Origin of the sequence: Streptomyces olivoverticillatus (assembly GCF_014203555.1) — a bacterium.
Taxonomy (GTDB): Bacteria; Actinomycetota; Actinomycetes; order Streptomycetales; family Streptomycetaceae; genus Streptomyces; species Streptomyces olivoverticillatus.
Map to the genome: position 1 here is coordinate 136,377 of NZ_JACHJH010000004.1, position 24,740 is coordinate 161,116.

The 24,740-nt window shown below is 70.2% G+C and carries 25 protein-coding genes and 1 pseudogene; 9 read left to right on the forward strand and 17 right to left on the reverse strand.

Annotated elements, in window-relative coordinates:
* Positions 1 to 8: 8 nt before the first annotated feature.
* From FHS39_RS14750 to FHS39_RS14760, 3 genes are all read right to left on the reverse strand, one after another.
* The gene (locus FHS39_RS14750; RefSeq protein WP_425507784.1) at positions 9 to 2,063 is read right to left on the reverse strand and encodes a zinc metalloprotease; all 2,055 of its coding nucleotides are present in this window, start codon (positions 2,061 to 2,063) and stop codon (positions 9 to 11) included.
* Positions 2,064 to 2,187: 124 nt separating this feature from the next.
* Positions 2,188 to 2,406 (reverse strand): hypothetical protein, encoded by a 219-nt coding sequence (locus FHS39_RS14755; protein WP_045932345.1) that lies wholly within the window; start codon positions 2,404 to 2,406, stop codon positions 2,188 to 2,190.
* Positions 2,407 to 2,474: 68 nt separating this feature from the next.
* Entirely contained in the window at positions 2,475 to 2,690 is a 216-nt protein-coding gene (locus FHS39_RS14760; protein WP_045932344.1) for a hypothetical protein, read from the reverse strand.
* Between the two features lie 217 nt (positions 2,691 to 2,907).
* Between FHS39_RS14760 and FHS39_RS14765 the strand changes: the two genes are divergently transcribed.
* The 4 genes from FHS39_RS14765 to FHS39_RS14780 all read left to right on the forward strand — a co-directional run bounded on the left by FHS39_RS14765 (position 2,908) and on the right by FHS39_RS14780 (position 5,571).
* Complete coding sequence (locus FHS39_RS14765; protein ID WP_184349809.1) at positions 2,908 to 3,291, forward strand: helix-turn-helix domain-containing protein; 384 nt, start codon at positions 2,908 to 2,910, stop codon at positions 3,289 to 3,291.
* Positions 3,292 to 3,445: 154 nt separating this feature from the next.
* A complete protein-coding gene (locus FHS39_RS14770; protein ID WP_045932342.1) occupies positions 3,446 to 3,712 on the forward strand; it encodes a hypothetical protein in 267 nt (88 codons plus the stop codon).
* 235 nt (positions 3,713 to 3,947) lie between these two features.
* Positions 3,948 to 4,721, forward strand: coding sequence for a 2,3-dihydro-2,3-dihydroxybenzoate dehydrogenase (locus FHS39_RS14775; RefSeq protein WP_045932341.1), 774 nt, complete (start codon positions 3,948 to 3,950; stop codon positions 4,719 to 4,721).
* Between the two features lie 352 nt (positions 4,722 to 5,073).
* Complete coding sequence (locus tag FHS39_RS14780; protein WP_120760111.1) at positions 5,074 to 5,571, forward strand: cupin domain-containing protein; 498 nt, start codon at positions 5,074 to 5,076, stop codon at positions 5,569 to 5,571.
* A 65-nt stretch (positions 5,572 to 5,636) separates the two neighbouring features.
* Here FHS39_RS14780 and FHS39_RS14785 read toward each other — a convergent pair whose 3' ends face one another.
* The 5 genes from FHS39_RS14785 to FHS39_RS14805 all read right to left on the reverse strand — a co-directional run bounded on the left by FHS39_RS14785 (position 5,637) and on the right by FHS39_RS14805 (position 11,124).
* The gene (locus FHS39_RS14785) at positions 5,637 to 6,470 is read right to left on the reverse strand and encodes an NAD(P)H-binding protein (protein ID WP_184349810.1); all 834 of its coding nucleotides are present in this window, start codon (positions 6,468 to 6,470) and stop codon (positions 5,637 to 5,639) included.
* A 216-nt stretch (positions 6,471 to 6,686) separates the two neighbouring features.
* The gene (locus FHS39_RS14790) at positions 6,687 to 7,448 is read right to left on the reverse strand and encodes an SDR family NAD(P)-dependent oxidoreductase (RefSeq protein WP_184349811.1); all 762 of its coding nucleotides are present in this window, start codon (positions 7,446 to 7,448) and stop codon (positions 6,687 to 6,689) included.
* 67 nt (positions 7,449 to 7,515) lie between these two features.
* Positions 7,516 to 8,964 (reverse strand): MFS transporter, encoded by a 1,449-nt coding sequence (locus FHS39_RS14795; protein WP_184349812.1) that lies wholly within the window; start codon positions 8,962 to 8,964, stop codon positions 7,516 to 7,518.
* A gap of 38 nt (positions 8,965 to 9,002) precedes the next feature.
* Entirely contained in the window at positions 9,003 to 10,658 is a 1,656-nt protein-coding gene (locus tag FHS39_RS14800) for an FAD-binding oxidoreductase (protein ID WP_184349813.1), read from the reverse strand.
* A 10-nt stretch (positions 10,659 to 10,668) separates the two neighbouring features.
* Positions 10,669 to 11,124 (reverse strand): AtaL-like protein, encoded by a 456-nt coding sequence (locus FHS39_RS14805; protein WP_052705902.1) that lies wholly within the window; start codon positions 11,122 to 11,124, stop codon positions 10,669 to 10,671.
* Between the two features lie 275 nt (positions 11,125 to 11,399).
* On the opposite strand from FHS39_RS14805, the gene FHS39_RS14810 reads away from it, so the two are divergent.
* Positions 11,400 to 12,095, forward strand: a complete 696-nt coding sequence (locus FHS39_RS14810) for an SDR family NAD(P)-dependent oxidoreductase (protein WP_184349814.1) — start codon at positions 11,400 to 11,402, stop codon at positions 12,093 to 12,095.
* Positions 12,096 to 12,175: 80 nt separating this feature from the next.
* Complete coding sequence (locus FHS39_RS14815; protein WP_184349815.1) at positions 12,176 to 13,354, forward strand: 3-hydroxybenzoate 6-monooxygenase; 1,179 nt, start codon at positions 12,176 to 12,178, stop codon at positions 13,352 to 13,354.
* Positions 13,355 to 13,438: 84 nt separating this feature from the next.
* Here the strand turns inward: FHS39_RS14815 and FHS39_RS14820 are convergent, their stop codons facing one another.
* The 3 genes from FHS39_RS14820 to FHS39_RS14830 all read right to left on the reverse strand — a co-directional run bounded on the left by FHS39_RS14820 (position 13,439) and on the right by FHS39_RS14830 (position 14,857).
* Positions 13,439 to 13,840 carry a rodlin gene (locus tag FHS39_RS14820; RefSeq protein WP_184349816.1) on the reverse strand — a complete coding sequence of 134 codons (402 nt, stop codon included), beginning with the start codon at positions 13,838 to 13,840 and terminating at the stop codon, positions 13,439 to 13,441.
* A 200-nt stretch (positions 13,841 to 14,040) separates the two neighbouring features.
* Entirely contained in the window at positions 14,041 to 14,436 is a 396-nt protein-coding gene (locus tag FHS39_RS14825) for a rodlin (protein ID WP_184349817.1), read from the reverse strand.
* A 124-nt stretch (positions 14,437 to 14,560) separates the two neighbouring features.
* Positions 14,561 to 14,857 carry a MerR family transcriptional regulator gene (locus tag FHS39_RS14830; protein WP_184349818.1) on the reverse strand — a complete coding sequence of 99 codons (297 nt, stop codon included), beginning with the start codon at positions 14,855 to 14,857 and terminating at the stop codon, positions 14,561 to 14,563.
* 309 nt (positions 14,858 to 15,166) lie between these two features.
* On the opposite strand from FHS39_RS14830, the pseudogene FHS39_RS25755 reads away from it, so the two are divergent.
* Positions 15,167 to 15,767, forward strand: a pseudogene (locus FHS39_RS25755) (TetR/AcrR family transcriptional regulator).
* Here the strand turns inward: FHS39_RS25755 and FHS39_RS14840 are convergent.
* From FHS39_RS14840 to FHS39_RS14860, 5 genes are all read right to left on the reverse strand, one after another.
* A complete protein-coding gene (locus FHS39_RS14840; RefSeq protein WP_184349820.1) occupies positions 15,744 to 16,715 on the reverse strand; it encodes a Gfo/Idh/MocA family protein in 972 nt (323 codons plus the stop codon). The pseudogene FHS39_RS25755 and the gene FHS39_RS14840 sit on opposite strands and share 24 nt — an antisense overlap.
* Entirely contained in the window at positions 16,712 to 18,133 is a 1,422-nt protein-coding gene (locus FHS39_RS14845) for an NDP-hexose 2,3-dehydratase family protein (protein WP_184349821.1), read from the reverse strand. The genes FHS39_RS14840 and FHS39_RS14845 overlap by 4 nt, the downstream gene beginning before the upstream one ends.
* 334 nt (positions 18,134 to 18,467) lie before the next feature.
* Positions 18,468 to 19,187 (reverse strand): ScbR family autoregulator-binding transcription factor, encoded by a 720-nt coding sequence (locus tag FHS39_RS14850; protein ID WP_184349822.1) that lies wholly within the window; start codon positions 19,185 to 19,187, stop codon positions 18,468 to 18,470.
* Between the two features lie 149 nt (positions 19,188 to 19,336).
* The gene (locus tag FHS39_RS14855) at positions 19,337 to 20,107 is read right to left on the reverse strand and encodes an SDR family NAD(P)-dependent oxidoreductase (protein WP_184349823.1); all 771 of its coding nucleotides are present in this window, start codon (positions 20,105 to 20,107) and stop codon (positions 19,337 to 19,339) included.
* A gap of 98 nt (positions 20,108 to 20,205) precedes the next feature.
* Positions 20,206 to 20,916 (reverse strand): HAD family hydrolase, encoded by a 711-nt coding sequence (locus FHS39_RS14860; protein ID WP_184349824.1) that lies wholly within the window; start codon positions 20,914 to 20,916, stop codon positions 20,206 to 20,208.
* Between the two features lie 221 nt (positions 20,917 to 21,137).
* On the opposite strand from FHS39_RS14860, the gene FHS39_RS14865 reads away from it, so the two are divergent.
* Together FHS39_RS14865 and FHS39_RS14870 are read left to right on the forward strand one after the other, a co-directional pair.
* The gene (locus tag FHS39_RS14865; protein ID WP_184349825.1) at positions 21,138 to 22,106 is read left to right on the forward strand and encodes a ScbA/BarX family gamma-butyrolactone biosynthesis protein; all 969 of its coding nucleotides are present in this window, start codon (positions 21,138 to 21,140) and stop codon (positions 22,104 to 22,106) included.
* 96 nt (positions 22,107 to 22,202) lie between these two features.
* Positions 22,203 to 23,270, forward strand: a complete 1,068-nt coding sequence (locus FHS39_RS14870; protein WP_184349826.1) for an alpha/beta hydrolase — start codon at positions 22,203 to 22,205, stop codon at positions 23,268 to 23,270.
* A 13-nt stretch (positions 23,271 to 23,283) separates the two neighbouring features.
* On the opposite strand, the gene FHS39_RS14875 is transcribed toward FHS39_RS14870, so the two are convergent.
* Positions 23,284 to 24,600 carry an alpha/beta hydrolase gene (locus FHS39_RS14875; RefSeq protein WP_184349827.1) on the reverse strand — a complete coding sequence of 439 codons (1,317 nt, stop codon included), beginning with the start codon at positions 24,598 to 24,600 and terminating at the stop codon, positions 23,284 to 23,286.
* Positions 24,601 to 24,740 lie beyond the last annotated feature (140 nt).

The window sequence follows — 24,740 nt, forward strand, 5'->3', positions numbered from 1 at the left end:
GCTGGTGATCACGGTGTCGGTTTGGCCGGCGGCAGGGTGGGCGCCGGGGAAGGCGGCGGCCCGGGGGCGGTCGCCGTGGGTGGGGGCGTGGAGGCCGCGGGCGGGGCGGGCGGCGAGGCGGGCGGCGCGGGCGTGGAGGCCGCGGGCGCCGGCTTGGAGGGCACGGCGGGCGGTACGGCCACGGGCGCGGGCACCGGGGCGGAGGGCTTGGGGGCCGCCGTGTGCCCGGCGCCGGGCGCCGTGGGCGCCGCGGTGGGTGCGGCGGAGGGCGGCGGGGAGGGCAGGCCGGGCTGGGCGGGCGGGGTGCGCCACGGCAGCGGCGTCGCGGCCGGGAGGGCGCCGTCGGGGACCGGGGAGCCCGGCTTGTGTCCTTGGGCCGGGTCGAGGCCGGGCAGCGCGGCGTGGTCCGGCACCTGGGGCGCCGGGTCCACGTTGGGCTGCAGGATCGGGGCGATCGGCGGCGCGGGCGGCAGCGGCTTGGGCGTGACGCCGCTGGTCCAGGCGAGCGCAAGGGTCGTCACCACGCCGGTCACGGCCAGGACGAGCGCGATCCGCAGCCGCGGCCGCTCGGCCGTGGCCCGCAGGGCGTTGCGCCCGAGCCGACCGGTGAGCCGGATCGACAGGTACGTCATGCCCGCCAGCGGGAAGATCAGCATCATGCTGCCGAGCACACCGGCGAGCCCGCTGGCCACCGCTCCGTCGGCGAACGCCTCGTAGGTGCCGGCGAGTTGCCCGGTGAGCGAGCGGATGCCGGTGGCGACCAGGCGGGGCAGGTTCCACAGCGCGTAGCAGAGGTCGCCGACGAGCAGCGGGACCATGGTCAGCACCCAGGTGGTGACGATGACCCGCGTGGAGCGCTTGAGGTCGGCGACCGCGGGATCGGTGGGCCGCCAGGGCAGCATGGACAGCAGAATCGGTTTGATCTTGCCGTAGAGGTCCGGCACCCCGGCGAGGTCGCCGAGGATGAAGTAGCCGTCCAGGCGGACGGCGGGCATCAGCTGTTCGAGGACCTCGAAGTGGCCGAGGTAGACGGCGCTGAGCAGGAAGGGCTGTCCGGTGGCGAAGTAGGCGCCGGTCAGGAGCAGCATGAAGACGACGTTGAAGTAGACGCCGCCGAGGTCGGTGCGGATGCGGCCGGCGCGGCCGATCCGGTAGACGTCGGTGACGTCGGTGTACATGGACGGCCAGATCAGGAAGAGGCCGCAGCCGATGCAGCCGGGATGCGCCCCGCCGTATCTGCACGCCGAGGCGTGCCCGAACTCGTGGAAGACCAGCGAGGCCACGGTCAGCGCGAACACGGCGAGCAGCAGCAACGGCTGGTCCAGCACGTGCAGTACGGGCGTCATCGCGCCGTAGAAGCCGAACAGCCAGGTGTCCATGGCGACGGCGAGCAGCAGGACGAGCACCACGACCGCCGGCCGGTGCAGCCAGGCCAGCGAGCGCGCGATGACGGCCACCTTGCGCTCGTTGAAGACGACGCGGTGGCCCTTGAGGCTGAGCAGCAGGTCGGAGCGGGGTCCGTCGACCTCGTCGTCCTCCTGCCCGTCGGGCACGGTGACGCCGAGCGGGTCGAGCTTGTGCTCCACCAGGTAGGCAACGTTCTCGGCGCTGACCTCGCGGCCGAATCCGGCGCTGACCTCGCGGGCGACGGCGGCCATGTCGCGGACGCCGTCGATGGCGGACGCGGTCAGGTGGAGCAGCCGGGAGAGCTGCACCACCTGACCGTCGCCGCGCCGGGCGATGTACTTGGGCTCGGTGAACCCCGAGCCCTGGTACTCGCCGTGCAGCCGCAGTCCCGCGCTGAGCCGTGGGACGAGGGCCCCGGCGGGCTGTGACTGCGGTACGGGCTGCCGTACCACCGGCAGCTCCAGGGTCTCGGCATCCCCCTCCCCGTACATCTCCGGGAACGAGACGTACGGGAATCCGCCGGGCCCCGGCACCGGGGCGCCCGTGCCGCCCCCTGTCCGGACGTCTGGGTCCGCCCCGGTGCCGACCATGACGGTCGCGGTGTCGCCCCTGCGATGGCGGCTGCGGCCGGCCTCGTGGTCTCCGACCACCGTCATCTGCTTCCTCCCCCTCGGCGAACCGTCCCCTGTTTCCCCCCTCGGCGGACCGCGCCCTTCCCCCTGGCCCGGTCCGCCGACCGCGTGGGCCGTGCTGTGACGCCCCCTGCCGGGCGCCGGGGTGTTACTGCTTGATGCTGATCGCCTGGGTGGCCTCGGACTGCGCGACGGCGAAGGGGGAGTCGGTGTTGGCGGCCAGCGACTCGTTGTGGGCGGAGACGTGGGCGACGTGCTTGGTGACGTTCGTCGTCCGGGTGAAGCTGAACTTCAGCTTCCCCAGCGCCTCGCGACCGGGCAGCAGCTCGGCGGACTCGGCTTCGAGCTCGTTCGGGTTCATGCTCATGGCAGTGCCTTTCAACTCGGCGGAACGGAAGAGACGGGGCGCGGCGAGTGCCGCGCCGCGAGGGCTGGTTACTGCTGGATGGCGATCGACTGGGAGGCCTGCGACTGCGCGACGGCCTCCGGCGAGCAGATGTTGGCCGCGGCCGACTCGTTGTGGGCGGAGACGTGGGCGACATGCTTGGTGACGTTCGTCGTCCGGGTGAAGCTGAACTTCAGCTTCCCCAGCGCCTCGCGGCCGGGCAGCAGTTCGGCGGACTCGGCCTCGAGCTCGTTGACGTCGAGCATGGTGGTTCCCCCTCCGGGAAGGTGGTGCACGGTGTGCGCATTCGGGTACGGGCAGGACCCCCCGGCCCGCGTCCGATGCGGTCGGACGAGCTGTCCAACGAGATTGGACACTAGCGGCGTTCGTCGGCACCGCGCAAGCGGTTCGGTCCACCGCCCGCCGTAGAATCGTTTCCACCCGAGCAGGCCCGAGCCAGCCGAGAGCAGGAAGCGACCGTCAGTGGCCAACGCACTGCAGCAGATCATGAGACAGCGACTGGACCGGCAGGGGTGGTCCTACGGGGACGTCGCTCGCAGAGGCGGCATCCCCCGCTCGACCGTGCACCACCTGGCCACCACGGACCGCCTGGTGCGCATGCCCCAGCCCGGCACGCTCGAAGGGCTGGCCAAGGGCCTGGAGCTGCCGCTGGACACCGTGCGCCGGGCCGCGGCCGAGGCCTGCGGGATCCACCTCTACCCGGCGGCCGAGGAAGCGCCCGAGAGCCACCCCGATCCGGAGGTGGACCTGCTGATCGCCAGTGTGCAGCGGCTCTCCGCGGACGACCGCAGGCATGTGGCCGCCCTGGTCGAATCCCTGCTCGAACGAGGCCCGAAAGCCGAATGAACTGACGTATCCGGTACGGAAATTCCGTCCCGGACGCCCCCGGCGCCACCCCCGGTTCCCGAAACGATCCAATCCCGCGAATATTCCCGATCCGCGCGTAGATCAAGCCTCTCCCGGGCTATCGTCTCGACCTGCCCGAAGCCAGGGGGAATGTGTGCTCGTTGTCAGTGGTGGGTCGACGTCCAACGCCGTGGTGCGCGGTCGCTGCGGGGAATCCGTGGTGCTGCTCTCCGGCGAGCTGCCCCACGTGCTCACCGATCGAAGCGTCGCCGAACTGCTCGACCTCGCGGCGGCCGTGCTGACCGGCGAGGAAATGGCCATGTTCCGCGACTGCCTGCGTGAACTGCGCAGCGGCGGGGGCCTGGGCCTGCGCCGCATCGAGGTCGGCGGGGCGGTCCTCACGGTGTACTACGAGGGCTGACCGCCCCGGCCGGAGCCGAATTCGCCGGGATTCCACGGCGTTTGCTTCCGCGCACCCCTCCCGCCGAACCGAGCACAGCGAAGCTCGGACGCATATTCGATCGTTCACCTGACGGAGTGAGATTAACCGGCTTCACAGTGCACCGGCATTCCTCCGAAAATGACAGGCGGACGTGTCTGAAGTCCTCTTTGCGCAATTCGGCGTCCGGTACACACCGGGTATGGAGGTTCGCGATATGGAAGGCAAAATCGCTCTCGTCACCGGGGCCGCCGGTGGAATCGGCGAGGCGGTGGTCCGCTCGCTGGGTGAGCGGGAGGTGACCGTCGCCGCGGTCGACAAGGACGAGGCGCGGCTGCGGGCGACGGTGGCAAAGCTCACCGCCGACGGCTTCCACGTGGAGGCGTTCCCCGCCGACGTCACCAACAGCATCGACGTGGACGCGGTGGTCGACGACGTCGAGCGGCGGCTCGGCCCGCTGGACTACCTGGTCAACGCAGCCGGTGTGCTGCGGCTGTCCGAAGCCCGCAAACTCACCGACGAGGACTGGGCGTTCACCTTCGCCGTCAACACCACCGGCGTCTTCTTCGTCTCGCGCGCCGTCGTCAACCGCATGGTGCCGCGCGGGCACGGGGCCCTGGTGACGGTGGCGTCCAACGCGGCCGGCACGGCGCGCGTGGAGATGGCGGCGTACGCGGCGTCCAAGGCGGCGGCGACGATGTTCACCAAGTGCCTCGGGCTGGAAGTGGCCAAGTACGGCATCCGCTGCAACCTCGTCGCGCCGGGCTCGACGGAGACGCCGATGCTCAGCTCGATGTGGAAGGACGCGGAGGGCGCCCGCAAGGCATCCATCGAGGGCGTCGCCAGCGCCTACCGGGTCGGCATACCCCTGCAGCGGCTGGCCCGGCCGGAGAACGTGGCGCAGGCGGTCGTCTTCCTGCTGTCCGACCAGGCGTCCCACATCACCATGCACGACCTGACGGTGGACGGGGGCGCGGCGCTCGGGGTCTGACCGCGGGGACGGCGCGCAAGGGCCCCGCGCCTCACCCGGATGCTGTTGGCGAATTCGGGACTTGATCACTTCGTCCCGCCGGGTTCATCCGGCGGGACGAAGCGCTGCCAGGCGGGAGGTCCGGGTGTGGGCCTGGGGCCCGTCCGCGGTCCAGGCATCGAACCGGGTGAGGTTGATCGCGGCTGCGGTGAACCGGGGTTGGAGCCGGGTCTTACGGCGTTGTCGGCTATGAAAACCGGGGCGCGCTGCCCTGACCGTTCGGCTGGTGATCGCTGTCCGGCAGAACCCGCCGTGGCCTTCGTCCTGGCGCATGACGTACGTTTCGGCGTGATCAACATTTCAGGAGTAAGCGATGTCTCTCTTCATCCCCGACTTCGACGAAACCGTCGTCGTACGCGCTGCTGACGCCGAATTGACAGGCGTGGGCGGTCCGGTGACGAACCAGCTGCTCGTCGACAGCCCCGCCACGGGTGGCGCGCTCTCCAGCATGCGTGTCACTCTCGGCAAGGGCGCGAACGGCGCTCGTCCGCATCACCACGGCAAGTCCGCCGAGATGTTCTATGTCCTCGATGGCACCGCCCAGCTACTGTCGGGCGATCAAGTAGTCACCGCGGAGCGCGGAGACGTGGTCGTCGTACCGCCTGGCATGCAGCATGCTTTTGCCGCCGCGCCCGGTGAGATTGCGGACATGCTCGTCATCATCACGCCCGGGGTAGAGCGCTTCGAGTACTTCCGCCATCTTGAGCGCATCCGCTACGGCAAGGTGCCGCCGGAGAGCCTTCTCGAAGTCCAGGAACTGTACGACTCCTACTTCGGGACCAGCGCGGTCTGGGACGCCGCACGCGGATAGGCCTGGTCGGCGCACTCCTGAATGTCACGCCTGAGTACGGATCAACGCACTCAGGCTCAGACGCTTCATTGGAAGGCGTGGGCGTTCTCTGAAGCCCACTGCTGAAACGGGCGGGCCGGCGTTCCGGTGACCTGTGAAACCGTGTCGCGCACCATCAGCAACTCGTCGTTCACGTCTCCGCCCGTGACGTCGAGCACCGCGTCCGCGGCCTCGGCCCCGAAGACCGCGGCCATCTGCGCGTGGGCCTCCTGGCGGCTGATCTCGGCGAAGGGAATCTCCCGGCCCAGGGTTGCCGCGATGGCCTCGACCTGCTGCCGAGCGGTCACCGGCTCTGGACCGGTCAAGGCATACGTGTGCCCCTGGTGGCCGGGCTCGGTAAGTGCCACCCGTGCCACCGACGCGATGTCCGCAGGGTGGATGGTTGGCAGTGCAGTGTCCGCGTACGGCGCCCGGACGGTCTCGTGGCCACGGATGGAAGCCGCCCACATGAGGGCGTTCGAGGCGAACTGCGTCGGCCGCAGGATCGTCCAGGCCATGCCGCTTGCCTTGAGCAGTTGCTCCACCGCCAGGTTCTCGCCGGCAGGGCCGAGGCGGGGGTGGGTCTGGACGGTGATTGACGACACCAGCACGACGTGCTCCACACCCGCCTGCCGGGCAACTTCGAGGATGTCGGCGTCCGGCCCCAGGCGCGACACAAGAAACAGCGAGCGCACCCCGTCCAGCGCGGGCTTCAACGACGCCGGCTTCGCGAAGTCGCCCTCCACGGCCTCGACTCCTTCGGGGAAGACGGCCCGTGCGGCATCACGGGTGAGCCCCCTGAGCGGACCGACCCCGCGTGCGTGCAGTTCCTCCAGCAGGGCCCTGCCTATGTTTCCGGTGGCTCCGGTCACGAGGATCACGAGCTGTCTCCCGTCGTCAGATGATCAACCAGACGCCACGGTAGAACCTCAATCACGCTTCAGGTCAAGGAACCCCTTGGCCATTCGCGCTGCTGGGCACGTTCATCTGTACTCGGCTGGGCACGACTGTTCACGTGTGCGCCGACACCGGGCCCCGGATTCACCAGACAGCGTCCTCACCCGGACCGGGGCCCCTTCACGTCGTCCGCGCGAGCGTCAGGCGGTGGCGCCGCCGTCGACCACCATGTCGTGGCCGACCACGAAGCTCGAGTCGTCCGAGGCCAGCCACGCCACCGCGTTGGCGATCTCCTGGGTCTCGCCGACCCGCCCGATCGGCACCACGGAGCGGACCCGCGCGTCCCGGTCCTCGGTGCTCTCGCCCGGCCGGTAGGACATGGGGGTGTTGGTGCCGCCGGGGCTCACCGCGTTGATCCGCACGCCCTCGGCGATGTACTCGCGGGCGGCGGTGCGGGTCAGGATGGACACCGCGCCCTTGGAGGCGGCGTACGCGCCCATGCCCGGACGGCGGCCGTGGAAGCCGATGTTGGAGGCGGAGTTGACGATGACGCCGCCGCCGTGCCGGCGCATGTGCTCGATCTCGTACTTCATGGACAGCCACACACCGGTGGTGTTGACCGCGAAGACGGCGGCCCAGACCGCTTCGTCCAGCTCGGAGCTGGGGCCGGGCTTGCCGCCGATCCCGGCGTTGTTGAAGGCGATGTGCAATCCGCCGTGGCGCTCGACGGTCGTGGCGACCATCCTCGCCACGTCCTCGGAACGGGTGACGTCGGCGACGACCGCCGAGCCGTGACCGCCCTCGGCCTCGATGAGCTTGACGGTCTCGTCGAGCTCGCCCTGGCTCGGCCCCACGACGGCGACGGTGGCACCGCCCCGGGCGAACGTGAGCGCGGTCTGGCGGCCGATGTTGGAGCCGCCCCCCGTGACCAGGGCGACCTTCCCGGCGAAGCGAGCAGTCATGTGCGGTTCTCTCCTTGATGGATGCGTTCTGGTGCGACGGACGAGCCCTGGGGCCCATCCGCCGCGGTTAGTTGCCCGGTGTGGCGGCGGGCACGGCGGCCCGCTCCTGGGGCCGGGCGGGTTCGCTGCGCGCCGAGGGTCCGGGTCGCCCCAGGACCACGGCGGCCACCACGGCGCTCACGGCGAACGCGGCGGCCGCGATGGCCAGGGCGAAGCCGTAGCCGCCGCTGGTGGCGGCGTCCGCCGCCCGCCCGCCGGCGCGCAGCGACACCGTGTGCGAGGTCGCCAGCGACACCAGCACCGCCAGGCCCACGGTCGGGCCGATCTCCATGGCGGTGTTGACCACCCCGCCCGCCAGCCCGGCCCGGTGGTCCTCCACCCCGTCGAGGGCGACGACCGTGGAGCCGGAGAAGACGCACGCGATGCCGACGGGGAAGACCACCAGCCCGGCCAGCATGGTGCCCGCGTACGCGCTGTCCGCCTCCAGCTGGGCGATCAGCAGCAGTCCGGCGGCCGCCACCAGCAGGCCGCCCGCCGTGACGACCCGCGCGCCCAGCCGCTGGATCAGCCGCCCGGCGAACACCCCGGCGGCCAACTGCGCGGCGCTGAACGGCAGGAAGGCGGCCGAGGTCAGCAGCGGGGAGGCGTCCCGCACCTCCTGGAAGTACAGCGACAGCATGAAGAAGATCGTGGACATGCCGGCCGAGCCGAGCAAGATGGCCCACAGGGCCGTGGCCCGCCGGCGCGGCGCCAGGAAGCGCAGCGGCACCAGCGGATCGGCCACCTTCAGCTCCACCACCGCGAAGGCGGCCAGCAGCGCCAGACCCACCAGCACCGGCAGCCACACCACCGGCTCCGCCCAGGACTTCTCGCCCGCCTGCACCAGGCCGTAGCTGGCCGCGGTCAGCCCGGCCGTGACCAGCACCGCGCCCGGCACGTCCAGCCGCACCCGCACCGGGTCCGGGCCGGGCGGCAGCAGTCGGGGCGCGGCCGCCACGGCGAGCGCCGAGACGACGGCCGGCACCACGAACGTCCACCGCCACGACACCCAGGTGGACACCGCCCCGGACATCAGCATCCCCGAGGTGGCCCCGAACCCGGCCAGCCCGCCCCACACGGCCAGCGCCCTCGCGTGCCGGGCCTCTTCCGGGTAGAGGGAGCGCACCAGGGACATGGCGGACGGGGCCGCCAGCGCCGCCCCGACGCCCTGCACGAAGCGGCCCGCCAGCAGCGTGTACGCGCCGGGGGCGAGCGCCGAGGCGGCGGAGGCGATCCCGAAGACCGTGACCCCGATCACCAGCAGCCGGCGCCGCCCCAGCAGGTCGGCCATCCGGCCGCCCAGCAGCAGCAGACCGCTGAAGCTGAGCCCGTAGGCGGCGCTGACCAGGGTCAGCTGGGCGCCCGACAGCCCCAGGTCATGCTGGATCGCCGGGAGCGCGGGCGACAGCATCGTGATGCCGAGGATCAGTACGACCTGGACTGTGCCCAGGAGGGCGAAACCGCGCCCGGAGGACATAGGGCCCTTCCCCTCTACTCGACGTGCGTGCGAATGGCCTACGGCAGCTGGATCGACTGCGCGTGCCGGAAGACGTTCTTCGGGTCCCACTGGGCCTTGACCGTCTGGAGCCTGCGGTAGCCGCCCTTGAAGTACAGCTCGTACCAGGGCACTCCGGAACCGTTCCACTGGCTGGAGTTCAGGTCGCCGTCGGCGTAGTTGATGAAGCAGCCGTCGTTGACGTCGCCCGGCTTGGGCACGCCGCCGGTCGCGGCGTAGACCTCCTGGTAGAACTCCCGGATCCAGGACAGGTGCCGGTCGTCGTCCGAGGCGTTCTGCCAGAAGCTGATGTAGTGCAGCTTGATGACGGAGTCGCGCTGCGGCACCGCGGTGTCCCCCGGGGCCACCGTGTTGATCTTCCCGCCGTAGGAAGTGATCATCACGATCGAGGCCGGGCCGTCGAAGTCGTCGCGCGTGAGGTGCTTGTAGAACGCCTTGAGCTGGGCGTCCGGGAAACCCTTGCGCATGTAGGCCGACTTGGCCTTGAAACGGGTCGTGGTGTCCGGCGCGGTGAAACCGGGCCAGTACGCGACGGCGTGCAGCCAGGAGATCGTCCGGCGGTCGTCCACCCGGTAGTCCACGCCGCTGCCCTTGTTGACCGCGGCGAGGAAGTCGTCGAGCAGCCGCGAGGCGTCCGGGGCGGCCGCGTCGATCTGGGTCGTCATGGAGAACGAACCGGCCGACTTGTGGGTCGGCTTGAGCTGGCTGAACAGGCCCGCGTACGGCGAGTCCGCGGCGCTGTTGTCCTGGCACCACTGCCCGTAGTTGCGCAGGACGGTGCTGAAGGCGGCCTCCGTCATCTTGTCCCAGGACCAGGTGACGGTGGAGACGATCACCTCCGACGGCGGCTGCGGGAGCAGCTTGCCCGGGTCGGTGCCCAAGGCGCCCGGGGTGCGCATCCAGTACTTGGTGATCACTCCGAAGTTGCCGCCGCCCGCCCCGGTGTGCGCCCACAGCAGCTCGCGGTTGGGGTCGGAGTCCTCCCGGGTGGCGGTGATCTTCTTGGCGGTGCCGGACTTGTCGACGACCACCAGCTCGATGCCGTAGAGGTGGTCGACGGTGAGCCCGTGCAGCCGGGACAGCGCGCCGTAGCCGCCGCCCACGATGTGCCCGCCGGCGCCCACGGTCGGGCAGGTGCCGCCGGGTATGGTCACGCCCCAGCCCTTGTAGAGCCTGCGGTAGACGTCGCCGAGGCGGGCGCCGGGCTCGATGGCGAAGGCGCGCCGCCCCGGGTCGTAGGAGACCTTGTCCATGCACGACATGTCGATGACGATGCGGACGTCATCGCTGGTGACGAAGTCCTCGTAGCAGTGCCCGCCGCTGCGCACGGCGATCTGCTTGCCCGCGCTCACCGCCTCCTGGACGGCCGCCACGACCTGCTCGGCGGAGCCGACGAGGCGTACGGAGTCGGGGGTGCCCACCCAGCGCCGGTTGGTGCCCCAGACCAGGTCGGAGTAGCGGCGGTCGGCGGGCTTGACGGTGACCGGTCCGAACGCGGCGGACGTGGTGCTGTCGGTGCCGCTCTCGGCCGCACCCGCGGCCGCGGCCGGGGAGACGCCGGGCAGGGTCGCTGCCGTGCCGAGCACCGTCACGGTCGTACCCGCAGCGGCGGTGCTCGCGAGGAATCTTCTTCGGGAGTAGCGGTTGTCGCGCATGCCGGTCACCTCAGTTCGTCAGGGCGTCGAACTCGCTGACGGCGTTGCGGCGCAGCACAGCGGTCATCGCATCCAGAGTCGCCGCGAAGTCCGCGTCGAGTTCGTGAAGGTAGGAGTTGTTGCCGAGGACGGCGGAGGACGGCGCCTCGGTGAGCGTGATGCTGAGGGTGAGGGTGAGATTGCCGTTCTCGTCCTCGCCGATCTGGTTGGTGATGACCGCCAGATCGGACTGGTCGACGTGGCGGAAGGTGATCCGGCCCGCGGACTGGTCGGGGGTGACCCGCTGGACGAGGACCTGATCGCCGCGCCTGGCCTCGCGCAGGAATCCATCGCTGTAGCGCTCGATGATCCGGCACTCGCTGATGGCCGGGACATAGCCGACCGGGCTTTCCGCCTTGTGCAGAAGGACCCGCCACAGCTGGCCACGAGTGGTGGCCGGCTTTCCGTTCTCCGCGGCGTCGTTCACCTGACGGGTCCACGAAAGCGTAATCATTGCTCTCCGTCTCTCACGCTCTGGGTAACTCCTCGTCGATACCGGCGCGATGAATTCTGTGCGGGCGTTTGCGGCCGCCCAAGCGGGGTGGGGGTACTCCGTCAGGTACGACCTGTCCCGTCGCCTGTTGTCCGGCTACCTGACGTACTGCACCGAATCGGCCTGACCTGTGCACCGGATCCGGCCGATGATGCCGGTGTTGGTATCCGACAAGCCGGGACCGGTGACAGCAGGAACGGGAGAGGCAGATGTCCAAACGCTTCGAAGGCAAGGTCGTCCTGGTCACGGGGGGCGGCGAGGGAATCGGCCGGGCGGCCGCCTTCGCTTTCGCACGGGAGGGCGCCACCGTCGTTGTCGCCGGCCGTCACCCCGAGATGCTCCACGACACGGTGGAGCAGATAACCGCACTGGGCGGCAAGGCCACTTGCGGTATCGAGGGCGATGTTTCCCACCATGGCAAGCAGGACGCGGAGCGGATCGTGCAGACCGTGGTCAAGCACCACGGCAGGCTCGACGTGGCGTTCAACAATGTGACCGAACTCGGGCCGAACCAGCCCGTCGCCGAGATTGCCGAAGCCGTCTGGGGCGAGACCCTGGCGGCCAATCTCACGGGCGTCTGGCTGTCGATGAAGCACGAGATCGCACACATGGAGAAGAACGGCGGCGGCGTGATCGTGAACACCGCCAGCAACATCGGCAGTCAGGGCATGCTGCCGGGCCTGGGCGCGTATGCCGCGTCCAAGGCGGCGGTCAGCACGCTCACCCAGACCGCGGCGCGCGAATACATCGACAAGGGCATACGGATCAATGCGATCAGCCCCTGCCCGCTGGGCCGCGGGGCGAAGGTCGAGGAGATAGCCGAGACCGTGCTGTGGCTCGCCTCCGACGAAGCCTCCTATGTGGTCGGCCACGATCTCGTCCTGGACCGCAAGGCCGCGCTCTGACCGCGCGCCGCGGCGGGAATACCTGAAACCGAGCGACCTCAGCGAACCGAGCGAACCGAGAGAGGACAGCGAGAGACGACATGGCCAAGATCCTCATCGCCGGAGGCGGCATCGGCGGCCTTGCCGCGGCGATCTCCCTTGCCCGCCGCGGCCACCAGGTGACCGTCCTGGAGCGCAGCGACGTCTTCGGGGAGGTCGGCGCGGGCATCCAGCTGGGCCCCAATGCCTTCCACGCCCTCGGCCGGCTCGGGGTGCGCGAGGCGGCGCTCGCCACGGCCGTCCTCATCGACGAGCTGCGGTTCATGGACGGCACCACCGGCGAGCGGGTGGCGGCCATGCCGCTGACGGGCGCCTACCGCGAGCGCTTCGGCAACCCGTACGCGGTGGTGCACCGCGGCGACCTCTTCCAGTCGCTGCTCGACGCCTGCCGCAAGGACCCCGCCGTCACCCTGCTGGGCGGGCAGTCCGTGGTGCGCTACGAGCAGGACGAGACCTCGGTGACCGTGGAGACCGAGGCCGGGCGCCGCTTCACCGGCGAGGCCCTGATCGGGGCCGACGGCATCCGCTCGGCGGTGCGCCGCCAGCTCGTCGACGACGGCGAGCCGCGGGTGTCCGGGCACACCATCTACCGCTCGGTGATCCCGATGGCGGAGGTGCCCGAGGACCTGCGCTGGAACTGCGTGACCCTGTGGGCCGGGCCCAAGTGGCACTTCGTGCACTACCCGATCGCCAGCAGGAAGTTCCTCAACCTCGCGGCGACCCGCGACGACGCCGCCACCGACCCGGTGGCCGGACTGCCGGTGGAAACCGACCGCGTGATCGCCGAGTTCCCGGCGCTGGGCAACGCCGCCCAGCAGCTGCTGGAGCTGGGCCGCGACTGGCGGGCCTGGGTGCTGTGCGACCGCGACCCGGTGGCGGGCTGGACCGACGGCCGGGTGGCGCTGCTGGGCGACGCGGCCCACCCGATGCTCCAGTACGCGGCGCAGGGCGCCTGCATGGCGCTGGAGGACGCGGTGCTCCTCGGCGACCTGCTGGACGGCGCGGACGGCGAGGGCGGCGAACTGGCCCGGCGGCTGGAGAAGTACAACGCCGAGCGGCGCGAACGGACCGCGCGGACGCAGCTGGTGGCGCGGGAGATGGGCCGGCAGCTCTACCACCCGGCGGGCGAGGAGGCCAAGGCGCGCAACGAGATGCTGGCCTCGCTCTCGGACGAGGACCTGTACGAGAAGGTCGACTGGCTGCACGCCGGCGTGCGCTGACGCAGACCGCGGAGCCTGCCCGCACGAGGAGCCGCCCCGGGGATTCCCGGGGCGGCTCCTGCTGTGCGTTCTACAAGCTCACTGCTACAGGCTGTCGTTGCCCGATCCGTTGCCCGACAGGATCGCGACGTCGTCGAGGATGTGCGACAGCGGGTCGTCGCCGTCGTTGATGACCGAGTTCTCGGTGCACTGCTGCTGCTGCTGCGAGGACAGGATCGGGATGTCCTGGAGGCCGACGCCGAGCACGCCGATGAGGGACTGGACGCCCAGCTTGCCGATGGCGATGCACGGCTTGTTGAGCGAGCCGTTGATCAGCCCCATCTGCGGGCTCATATAGCCGCCGGTCCAGGTGTTCCCGTACATCTGAGAAGCGCCGTTCGCGTTGTAGACGTCCCTGCCGTCGCCGCTCATCGCCATGGCGGGTGCGGCGGTGCTCCCCAGTGCGGAGACCGCCAGCGCGGCCGTGGCCACAACTTTCTTGATCACGTGTATTCCTTCGCTCCGGATCGCAGAATGAGAAGAACTACCTTCCTAACCGGAGCCGACGGCCGAGGTTATGTGGCTTCATGCGTTCGGCCCACTGCGCGGGGCTATCAGAATAATTACCGGCAAACAGAATCCCCCTGCGACGGGTCCCGCACACCCGCCACAGGGGGAACTTCCCGGATTGCTCGTCCGATACGGTCCTAGTGGCCGTTGCCCGATCCGTTGCCCGACAGGATCGGGATCTCGTCGACGAGGTGCGACAGCGGGTCGTCGCCGTCGTTGATCGTCGAGTTGTCCGCGCACTGCTGCTGCTGCTGCGAGGACAGGATCGGCACATCCTGGAGGCCGACGTTGACCGCGCCGATGAGCGACTGGACGCCAATCTTTCCGATCGCGACGCACGGCTTGTTCAGCGTGCCCTGGATCAGGCTCATCTGCGGGCTTTCCTTGCCACCCGTCACAGTGTTGCCGTAACCGGTCTTCGCGCCATTGGCGTTGGCGACATCCCGGTCGTCCCCGATGGCCATCGCAGGGGTGGCGATGGCGCCGACGGCGGACGCCGTCATGGCGGCCGTGGCAAGTACCTTCTTGAGCACGTCTATGCCTTTCGATCGAGTAGCGCCCCCACTGAGAAAGCAATCTGAATAACTCCGGGCCATTCGGGAGGTTCCGGGGTTTCACTCATTCGCGTCAAGTGGTACCGCTGTCGGTCGGCCGGAATTAACGGGCGCGCCGCCGATAGGAAAAAATGCTGGTCAGCGTGACGTAGCGGTACTGCCCGCCACGCTCGCTGCACAGCTCGCCGCGCTCGATCAGGTGCGCAACGGTCCACGGCGAGACCCCCAGCAGGGAGGCCGCGGTCCGCACCGGGACGCTCAGCCCCTCGAAGACCGCGGGCACCCCGCCGTCCCCGTCCGCGCGGCCGGGCACCGCACTGTCGTCGGCCGTGTGGTCATCGGCCGCGTAGAAGTCGTGTGCGGCGTAGTAGTCGATTGCGGCAGCAGCGGGTCGTGCCATGTCGACGCACACCATCCCCTCGGTCCACGGCGCATTTACGTACTCGCCGCCAGGCTAGTCAGCTCAGCGGGAAGGTTATGTGGGTCCTAACCGGGCGTCAAGTATGGTTTTTTTGGCCTGATGCTCACTCAGATACCAACCCACGCCGGGGATCGTGGCCGGATCGTTCCCGAGGCCACCCCGTCCGGGCCGTGACTTACCTGCTGACCGGCCTAGTTGGTATCGGAGGAAGGTCGCCCGCCCACTTGCCGGGCGTCAAGTAAGATCCGCTGGGCGGCCGGTTCACGACGACAGTTAAGGAGTGAGCCCATGGGCAGCAGCACGCCACAGGCACGCAAGAGCGACACCCGCGAGCGCATCCAGCAGACGGCCCTCGGCCTCTTCGTCTCCCGGGGGTACGAGAAGACCTCGCTGCGGGAGATCGCCGAGGAGCTCGGGGTCACCAAGGCCGCGCTGTACTACCACTTCAAGACCAAGGAGGACATCCTCGGCGCCCTCTCCGAGCAGCTCGGCAGGCCCGTCGACGAGCTCGTCTCGTGGGGCGAGGCACAGCCCCCCCACCCTGGAGACCAAGCGCGAGCTGCTGAGCCGCTACAGCGAGGCGCTGCGCGATGCCGCCCCGATCTACCGCATCATGCAGGAGAACCAGGCGACGCTGCGGAACCTGAGTATCGGCCGGGCCCAGCGCGAGCGCGTCAACGCCGTCTCCCGGCTCCTGCACGCGGGAGACGGCGCACTGGACACCCAGGTCCGCTACGCGAGCGCGCTGCTGACCGTCCACTACGGCGCGCTGACCCTGGAGACGCTGCAGGGCGACGCGGAGAGCAAACGGCGCGCCCTGCTCGCGGTGGCCCTGGAGATCCTGGAGACGGCCGACCGCGACGCCTCAGCGGTGCCCGCCGCCGGCTGACGCCCGGATGGCGCCCAGCAGTACGGCCTCCGCCCGGACGTCACGGCCCGGAGCCGACCCGGCCCGTACCGCCCCGGCGAAGGCGGTGAGAGCGTTCACCGCCTGGTCGTCGGGGTCCAGCCGCAGTTCCTCGGCGCCCGAGGCAGTCTCGACGCGCACCAAGGGGTGGTGGTCGGCGGGCGGAGTGAAGACCCGTTCCACGGTGATCCGGCCTTCGCTGCCGTGCAGTTCGTAGGCGTTGCGGTAGGCGTGTTCCATGCCAAACGTGAGCTGTGCAGTCACACCGCCCGGCGCGCGCAGCAGTGCCGCGCCGGCGGTGTCGACCTCGCGCCCGGCGCCCGTGGTCAGGTGTGCGCCCACCACCTCCAAGGCGTCGCCCAGGAAGTGCACGGCCGCGCGCACCGGGTAGATGCCCACGTCCCACAGGGCGCCCCCGCCAAGCTCCCGGCTGAGCCGGATGTTGCCCTCGGCCGGCGCCGGCACGGTGAAGGCCGCGTGGAAGGCCCGCAGCTCGCCGATCGCGCCGTCGCGCACCAGGTTCCGTACGACCGTGTGCTGCGAGTGGTGCACGAACAGCACGTTCTCCACCAGCACCAGGCCGCGCTCCCGCGCGAGGTCCAGCAGCTCGGCCGTACGGGCCGGGTCGCAGGTCAGGGGCTTCTCCGCCAGCACGTGCCGACCGGCCAGCAGCGCCTTTTCGACCCACTCGGCGTGCAGGGCGGCGGGCAGCGGCACGTACACGGCGTCGACGTCGTCGCGCTCCAGGAGGCCCTCGTAGCCCTCGACGGGGGCAGCGCCGAACCGGGCCGCGGCCTCCTTCGCCTTGCGGCCGTCGCGGCTGGCGACGGCCGTGATCGCGACGCCCTCCGCCTGCGCCATGGCCGGGAGCATCCGGCGCAGCGCGAACTCCGCGCAGCCGAGGACGCCGAAGCGCAGGGGTGGTGTCATGACCGGGCCTCCGTGGCGTTGAGGCAGGCCAGCAGGGTGCGGGCCTGGACGTTGACGTAGTGGCCGTGGCGGACCAGCGAGGTGAGCTGGCCCGGGGTGACCCAGGCATAGCCCTCGGGCGCCTCCTGCGGCGCGTCCGCCTCGCCGGCCTCGACGATCAGATAGCGGCTCTCGGCGTTGAGGAAGCGCCCGCCCTCCTCGGAGTGGACCGCCTCGTACCGGATCTTCCCCGGGGCGGCGTCCAGCACCAGGTCCAGGAACGGCGGCCGGTCGCCGGGGACGAGGTGGGCGTAGTTGCCGGGGGTGTACTGCACGGTGGGGCCGAGCTCCACGGTGTCGAGGAAGCCGCCCTCGACCCGGGCGTGGGCGAGCACGTGCGGCACCCCGCCGAAGGTGCGGGTCACGAAGGCCGTCACGCCCAGCCCCACCGGCTCGAACAGCGGCTGCGTCCAGTGGGCCACCTCCCGGCTGCCCGCCTGCACGGAGACGGCCACGACCCGGAAGTAACGCCCGTCCTCGTGCTCGATGGCGCTCTCGCCGCACCGCCAGCCCGGCAGGTCCCGCAGCGGCACGCGCTCGGCGCTCACCTCGTGCCGGGAGCGCTCGGCGGTGAACCAGGACAGCAGGCCCGTGTCGGAGTGCAGGGCGGCGCCGTGCGGGTCGGCGAAGGGCAGACAGGACAGGACCGTGCGCGAGTCCATGTTGACGACGTTGTCCTGCCTCAGCAGCTCGCCGATCTGGCCGAGGGTGAGCCATCGGAAGTCGTCGTGCACCTCGACCTCGCCGACCGCCTCGACGATCATGTTGCGGTTCGACTTCCGGTAGAACCAGGAGCCGTGTTCGGACTGCAGCGCGTCGGCCAGCACCCGGCCCGCGCCCGGCCGGACGAAGTGCTCGATGTACTTCACGTCGGCGCCCCGGTGGACCTTGGTGTAGTTGCTCCGGGTGGCTTGCACGGTCGGCGAGAGCTGGAGCAGCTTGCGGTTGCCGGGCTCCATCTTGGCCTGCATCAGGAAGTGCAGGACCCCGTCGAACTCCTTGGCCAGGATGCCGAGGATGCCCACCTCGGGCTGTTTGATGACGGGCTGGTGCCAGGCCTCGCAGGGCGGCGGGGCGCCGGTGACGCGCAGCCCCTCGACGGTGAAGAACCGCCCGCTGCGGTGGACCAGGTTCCCGGTGTCCTCCGCGAAGGACCAGCCCTCCAGGGCGGCGAACGGGATGCGGTCCACCCGGAAGGCGTGGGCGCGGCCGCGGCCGGCGAGCCACGCCGCGAAGTCCGCGGTGCGCAGCCGGGCGCCGTCGGTGACGGTGCCCTCCACGGCCGCTGCCGATACGGCGAGACGGGCCGCGAGCGCGGCGTCCCTGCGCGGTCGCAGCGGCGCCCCGGCGGTGGGCGGACGGGCGGTGACGGACACCATGTGCTCGACTCCCTCATACCTCGGCACCCTCGGCACCGCGAGGGCCTCAGTCAAAAAACCGGCTCGCTCGTGTGTCAACACGAGCGCCGCTCTCTAGGGCTTTCCCCAGTGAGCCTGGGCGAGGACGTTCGAAGGCCGCTCGCAGGCGGATCGCGGGCAGGTGGCAGTCCCGAAGATGCGTCCGAAAACCGCCGTCAACGCCCCGGGGAGCCGTTGACGGGAGCAAATTCCATACCGCAAGGACGGTTTGATCTTCGCACAGCAGTCCGCCTGGGCATGGATGTGCCAGGGAACCGACGCAGAAGGGAGGTACAGAAGGAAGGGGAAGCGCAGGTCAGGCGACGCCGGCGGGGGCGGCGCCGAGCTCTTCGGCCTCATCCGCCTCGGAGGCGTCCAGCGCGCTCTTGCGCATCCGCTCCACCTCGGCCAGGGCGCGGGCGCCGCGACCGGGGGCCATGTCCAGGCGGGCCAGCACCGAGGGCACGGCGATGCTGGGCATCAGGTGCTCGTAGAGCACGGTGGCCCGGCGCTCCAGGTCGACCCGGTTGGAGACCGCCTGGGACATGGTGTTGATGCCCGCGTAGGCACCGACGATCAGCTCGGCGGTGTCCGCCGGGACGACGTGCGGGAGCACCTCGCCGCGCTCCTTGCCCTCGGTGAGGATGCGCGTGTGCAATTCGGTCCACCCGTGGAACGGACTGCTGCGGTTGAGGTTGGTGGAGCCGTGGTCGAGCGTGAGCCGGACGCTGCCGCGCAGCAGTGCGTCGTCGAGCAGCCGGTGGGCGAAGATCATGCCCATGTCGACCAGCTCCTGCATCTTGGAGGAGCTGGTCGGAGCCGCCGGCTGCACGGTGTCGGGCATCTGCGCGTCGATCACGGCGAGCGCCAGCTCTTCCTTGGAGGCGAAGTGGAAGTACAACGCCCCCTTGGTGACCTCGGCCCGCGCCAGGATCTCCGTGATGGTGGCGGCGTCGTAGCCCCGCTCGTCGAACACCACCGCGGCCGCTTCCAGAATGGACTGGCGAGTCCTGATCGCACGGTCCTGCTTTGCCACGGTCTGCCTCCGGATCACATAGGTCGCCTCACCGCATCCCGGCGGGCGAGGGCGACACGCCGCCGCCTTGATGCCGTGCCGCTGTCGCCCCCGAAATCAAACCGGCGAGTACGTATCCTATCAAGACCGGCAAAGCAATCTGGCGCAATTCATACCACGGTAAAGCCTCCGTCCACGGGCACGGTCTGGCCCGTGACAAAGGACGCGCGGTCGCTCAGCAGCCAGGCCGCCGCCTCCGCGATCTCCTCCGGCTCCGCGGTGCGCGGCTGCGGTGTGGCCTGGTGCAGCATCTCCTCGATGCCCGGGTTGTTGTCGAACCACTCGGAGACGACCTCGGTGCGCGTGGTACCCGGCGCAACGGAGTTGACCCGGATCCCGGCCGCCGCGTACTCGGCGGCTGCCGCCTTGGTCAGCCCGACGACCGCGTGCTTGGACGCCACGTAGGGCGCCGCGACCGGGGTCGCCAGCAGGGCGGCGACGCTGCTGTTGTTCACGATCGCACCGCCGCCCGTCTCCAGCATGGCCGCGATCTCGTCGCGCAGGCAGTTCCAGACGCCGCGCACGTTGACGTCCATGATCTGGTCGTACAGCTCGTCGTCCATCTCGTGCAGCGGGGTGCGCCCCTGGCCCCAACCGGCGTTGTTGAAGGCGCCGTCCAGCCGCCCGAACGTCTCGACGGCGACGGCGACGGCCTGCCGGGTGTCCTCGCGGCGGACCATGTCCGCCACCACGTACTCCGCCTCGGCGCCCTTGTCGCGCAGCTCCGCCACCAGCTCGCGCAGCCGCTCCTCGCGCCGCGCGGCGAGTACGACCTTGGCTCCCTCGCGCGCGAACACCCGGGCGGCGGCCGCACCTATGCCGCTGCTGGCACCCGTGATCAGTACAACCTTGCCCTGCAGAATCCCGCACTCAACGGTCATCTTCGTAACTCTCCCCATGAGTTGGCAGCACTGGCCGCATCGGCAGCACCGGCTGCAGTGATTGCATTAACCGCGTTGGCGGCATTGTTGGTGGGCTGTCAGCTCTGGTCAGCCGACGCCCACACCGTCCCCGCCACGGCCTCCTCGTCGACGCGACGCAGCAGCGCCTCGTCGATCTCCGACAGCGAGCCGGCCAGGTGCCGCACGCCCGCGGCACGCATCGCCTCGCGCTGGAAGCCGTGCGGGAATCCGGAGGGGTGGCCGATGAAGGCCACGCCCAGGTCACGGGCGGCCTCGGCGACCCGGGCCACGTCGTCGACGAAGAGCGCCTCGTCGGGGCGGAGCCCGAAGACATCCTCGGTGATCTCCGCGACGCCCGGCCGGAAGTCATTGGTGCACACATAGCCGGGACCGTCGAAGAGGTCCGCGTGCTCGCCCAGGAACCGGGTGAAGTGCGAGGCGTCCAGGCCGCCGTAGCAGACCGTGCGCAGCCCGAGAGCGCGCAGCCGGTGCAGCAGCTCCACCGCGCCGTCGAGCAGTCGGACCGGGTCGCGGCGCAGATGGGCGGCGCGCTCCTCGAAGTAGGTCTCCAGCACCTGCTGCGGCGTCCAGTCCACGCCCGCCGCCTCGCCGAGCGCCTTTGCGGCGATGAGCTGCGGCTGGGAAAAGACCGCCCGTTCGATGTCGGCGGTGTACCGGCCGCCCCGGCTGGTCACGAAGTGGTGGATCACCGGGCTGAACGTGTCATTGAGAAGAACGCCGTCGATATTGACGGCTGCCAGCCGTATGCGGCGCAGCTGCCCGGCCACTTGGACCTCCACTGTCGGGGTTAACGACGGAATGTTCTCCCGGTACGGACCAACTGCGAGAGGTGAGTCACATCCGAGCCGATTGGCCGTCAACCAGCTTGTACCTTGGCCATGAAGGGCGTTGACCACGGGAACGGTAACACTCTCGGAATATCGGGTTAGTCCGCATCTTAACTATGAGCGCCAACCTGCCGGGCCGCTCAGTGACCTGAGGGGGAAACATGTCCGGGGCCGCCTCCGCTCCCTCGCCCTTAGTACCCGCCTTACCCCGGCTGACCACCACCGTTCCCCGCGAGTACGTCCACCGGGCCGCGGTCGCCGAAGTTCTGCTGACCGGCTGGCGCAGACAGGCAGAGGATCGATTCCGGGTCACTGCGCAATGGCCTCGCGGCCACAGCTTCTTCACCCCCCTTCAGGGCTTACGCCACGATCCGATGCTGGTGGCCGAGACCGTACGGCAGATCGGATCTCTTCTGGCCCATGCGGAATTCGACGTACCGCTGGGCTATCAGTTCCTTATGTGGCACTTGGACTACTCGGTCGTCGCGGAACGGCTCGTCCTCGGCGACGCCCCCGCCGAGCTCGAACTCGACGTGGTCTGCTCCCACGTCCGGCGCCGCGGCGGAATGCTGGCCGCGATGCGCTACGAGGTCGTCATACGCCGCGACGGCGAGGTCGCCGCGACCGGCAGCGCCTCCTACACCTGCACCTCGCCGGAGGTCTACAGGCGGCTGCGCGGCCCGCTGCCACCCGGCCCGCCGGCCCCGCTCGGCGCCCCGGTGCCGCCCCGGGCGGTCGGCCGCCTCTCCCCCTTCGACGTGGTCCTCTCCGCGGAGGCCGAGGGCGGCCCCGGCCGCTGGCTGATCCGCGCCGACCAGCGGCACCCGATCCTCTTCGACCATCCCGTCGACCACATCCCCGGCATGGTGCTGCTGGAGGCCGCCCGGCAGGCGGCATGCGCCCTCGCGCCGTACCCGGCGATCTCCCCCACCGCCCTCACGGGCACCTTCCGCCGCTACGCCGAGCTCACCAGCCCCTGCCGCATAGAGGCCGAGCGCGACGAAGAGGACGCCTCGGGCTCCTGGGTCACCCGCGTCAACGGCCACCAGGACGGCGAACTGCTCTTCACCTGTTCGGTGACGGCCCTGGGCCACACCGCCTCCCCTGCCGACCCGTCCGGGTACTGCTGACGCGATTGCTCCGCCGCTGCCCCGTCCCCTCGATTAGGGTTCGTGGCTGCGAGTCGTCGAGCCGCCCCGCCACCGAGCCGAGGGAGCGCCCGCGGGATGAGTCTCAGCCTCACCGGAACCGCGTTCTTCGCACTGCTCATCGCGGCCTGTGTACTGGCCGTCGTGGCCGCGCTGCTGCTCTGGCCCAAGATCCCGGGGCCGCGTCCGGTGCGCTGGCTGGGCCGGATCGCGCTGATCGGGCTGTGCCAGGCGACCGCGATCTGCGTCGTCGCGGTGTGGATCAACAGCAGCTACGGTCTCTACGCCTCCTGGAGCGACCTGTTCGGGCGGACCGGTGACACGGGCCCGGTCGCGATGCCCGGACCGCCCGCCCAGCGCGCGAAGTTCACCCGGGGGGACAACGGCATAAGGGAGACGTACTTCCGCGGGTCCCGCTCCAAGCTCTCCGGCCAGGTGATGGTCTGGACCCCGCCGCAGTACGACGAACCCGCCTACCGCCACACCGCCTTCCCCGTGGTCCTGCTGCTGCACGGCGTGCCCGGCTCGCCGCAGTCGTGGATGGAGCAGGGCAAGATGCCGGGGGCCTACGAGCGGCTGCTCAAGGCGGGCGGCACCCGCCCCTTCATCCTGGCCGTCCCCATCATCAACCCCGGCGGGGTGGACACAGACTGCTCCGACGTCCGCGACCGCAAGGTGGCCACCTGGCTCGCCTCGGACGTCCCCGAGCTCGTCCGCAGCCACTTCCGCACCGGGCGGGCGCCGCACTCCTGGGGGGTGCTCGGCATCTCCACGGGCGGCTTCTGCGCAGTGAAGCTGCCCTTGCAGTACCCCAAGGTCTTCGGCGCGGGCGTCGGCCTGGACCCGGACCCCCTCGACGGGACCGGGAGCACGCTCAGCGACCCCGAGCTGCGCAGACGCAACAGCCCGACGCGGCTGGTGCGGGATTCCAAGGCCGACGTCGGGCTGTTCCTCGCCACGTCCCGCCAGGACCGGGTCAGCCCGCCGCGCTACATCGAGGAATTCCAGCGGGAGGCGGCGGGCAGCAGGGTCCGGCTCAAGACGATGCTGCTGGCCACGGGCGGGCACAACTACGGCACATGGATCACGCTGTATCCGGCGGCCTTCGGCTGGCTGGGCGAGGAGTTGGGCGAAGGGCCGGGGTGATCAGCGGGGGTGATCAGCCGTCCTGGCCGTCGTCCCCGGAATTCTGCTTTTCCTCCTCGGCCTTCTTCTGCTCCTCGGCCTTTTTCTGCTCGTCGGCTTTCTTCTGCTCGTCGGCCTTTTTCTGGTCCTCGGCCGGCTTGGACGTGTCCTGCTTGTCCTGGGTGTCCTGCGGGAAGGTGAGCTGCTGGCTCATCCACTCCAGCACCGGGCCGATTTCCCGGCGCCAGGTGGTGAAGTGGTGACTGCCTTCCGGAAGAATGATCGAGGAGGCGGTCATGGGCTGCTTGACGGCCTTGAGGAATTTCTCCGTCTCGCCGTAGTTCTTCTCGCCCTTCTTGCTGCTGGTCACCAGCACCGAAACCCTCGGCACGGGCATGTTCTGCAGCCGCCAGATCAGATCGTGCTCGTGCTGCTTCTGCTTGGCGTCCGGGCCGGAGCCGAAGAGATTGCCGGTGGTCAGGTCGTTGCCCACCTTGTAGTCGCCGGAGAGGGCCGCCGCCGCGGGGTAGACGTTCGGCTCGCGCATCGCCAGCTGCAGGGCGCAGGTGCCGCCCGAGGAGTAGCCGAGGACGCCCCAGGCGCTCGGGTCGTGGCCGACGCGGTAGGTGCTCCTGAGCGCGTCGGGCAGGTCCTTGGCGAAGAAGGTCTCCGCCTGCGGCCCGTCGGGCACGTCCACGCACTCGGTGTCGCGCGGCGGCGCGATCGTCGGCCGGACCATCACGATGATCGTCGGCTGCATCTTGTTCTCCGAGAGCAGCTTCCCCGCCGTCTGCGGCACCTGGAGGTGCTGGGCGAGGTTCATGATGCCGCCGGGGTACCCGCTGATGACCACCATCACGGGGAAGCGGTGGCGCTCGTACTGCTTCTGGAAGTACTGCGGCGGGAGATAGACGAATGCCGGGTTGATGGCCCGGGAGCGCTGGCCGATGATGCGGACGGACTGGACCTTGCCCTCCTTGTCGGCCGGGCCCCGGGGAATTCCGCCGACCTTGTCGAGCCCCTGCGGCCCTGCGGGCTGCACCAGCCCGTCCTTCGTCGCCCCGACCGTGGCGTACGGCCCGCTGCTGCCGATCTCGTTCACATTGACCGGCGCCTTGTCGACCCGGCCGAACAGCTGGTTCCAGGTTCCGTAGAACTCGAAGCTGGAATTCACCGCCAGGGCCAGCGCCGCGATGATCGACAGCTGGGTCGCCGCGATGGAGCCCAGCCTGCCCAGCACCGGCAGCCAGCCGCGCCCGGCCAGGCGCGGCCAAACCCATACCGTGAGTCCCACGCACAACACGGCGGCAAAAACCACCGTGTACAAGAGTGACCGGCTGGTCAGGCCCATGTGCCTCTCAACTCCCTGCCCCCGTGGTGGGTACTCGTGTTCGGTCCGGTAAAGCTCACCGGTAAAGAGGCGGGAACACGCGGACAGGGTTGCCCGGCAGCCGTTTATTGGGCTGCTCTTGTCCTGCCCGTGCCCTGCGC

Coding starts and splice junctions, on each gene's coding strand:
- FHS39_RS14840 (WP_184349820.1), bottom strand. CDS start 16,715: ATGACACCACCCCTGCGCTTCGGCGTCCTCGGCTGCGCGGAGTTCGCG.
- FHS39_RS14810 (WP_184349814.1), top strand. CDS start 11,400: ATGTCCAAACGCTTCGAAGGCAAGGTCGTCCTGGTCACGGGGGGCGGC.
- FHS39_RS14760 (WP_045932344.1), bottom strand. CDS start 2,690: ATGCTCGACGTCAACGAGCTCGAGGCCGAGTCCGCCGAACTGCTGCCC.
- FHS39_RS14830 (WP_184349818.1), bottom strand. CDS start 14,857: ATGGCACGACCCGCTGCTGCCGCAATCGACTACTACGCCGCACACGAC.
- FHS39_RS14795 (WP_184349812.1), bottom strand. CDS start 8,964: ATGTCCTCCGGGCGCGGTTTCGCCCTCCTGGGCACAGTCCAGGTCGTA.
- FHS39_RS14855 (WP_184349823.1), bottom strand. CDS start 20,107: ATGACCGTTGAGTGCGGGATTCTGCAGGGCAAGGTTGTACTGATCACG.
- FHS39_RS14755 (WP_045932345.1), bottom strand. CDS start 2,406: ATGAGCATGAACCCGAACGAGCTCGAAGCCGAGTCCGCCGAGCTGCTG.
- FHS39_RS14800 (WP_184349813.1), bottom strand. CDS start 10,658: ATGCGCGACAACCGCTACTCCCGAAGAAGATTCCTCGCGAGCACCGCC.
- FHS39_RS14750 (WP_425507784.1), bottom strand. CDS start 2,063: ATGACGGTGGTCGGAGACCACGAGGCCGGCCGCAGCCGCCATCGCAGG.
- FHS39_RS14780 (WP_120760111.1), top strand. CDS start 5,074: ATGTCTCTCTTCATCCCCGACTTCGACGAAACCGTCGTCGTACGCGCT.
- FHS39_RS14875 (WP_184349827.1), bottom strand. CDS start 24,600: ATGGGCCTGACCAGCCGGTCACTCTTGTACACGGTGGTTTTTGCCGCC.
- FHS39_RS14865 (WP_184349825.1), top strand. CDS start 21,138: ATGTCCGGGGCCGCCTCCGCTCCCTCGCCCTTAGTACCCGCCTTACCC.
- FHS39_RS14845 (WP_184349821.1), bottom strand. CDS start 18,133: ATGGTGTCCGTCACCGCCCGTCCGCCCACCGCCGGGGCGCCGCTGCGA.
- FHS39_RS14870 (WP_184349826.1), top strand. CDS start 22,203: ATGAGTCTCAGCCTCACCGGAACCGCGTTCTTCGCACTGCTCATCGCG.
- FHS39_RS14815 (WP_184349815.1), top strand. CDS start 12,176: ATGGCCAAGATCCTCATCGCCGGAGGCGGCATCGGCGGCCTTGCCGCG.
- FHS39_RS14790 (WP_184349811.1), bottom strand. CDS start 7,448: ATGACTGCTCGCTTCGCCGGGAAGGTCGCCCTGGTCACGGGGGGCGGC.
- FHS39_RS14775 (WP_045932341.1), top strand. CDS start 3,948: ATGGAAGGCAAAATCGCTCTCGTCACCGGGGCCGCCGGTGGAATCGGC.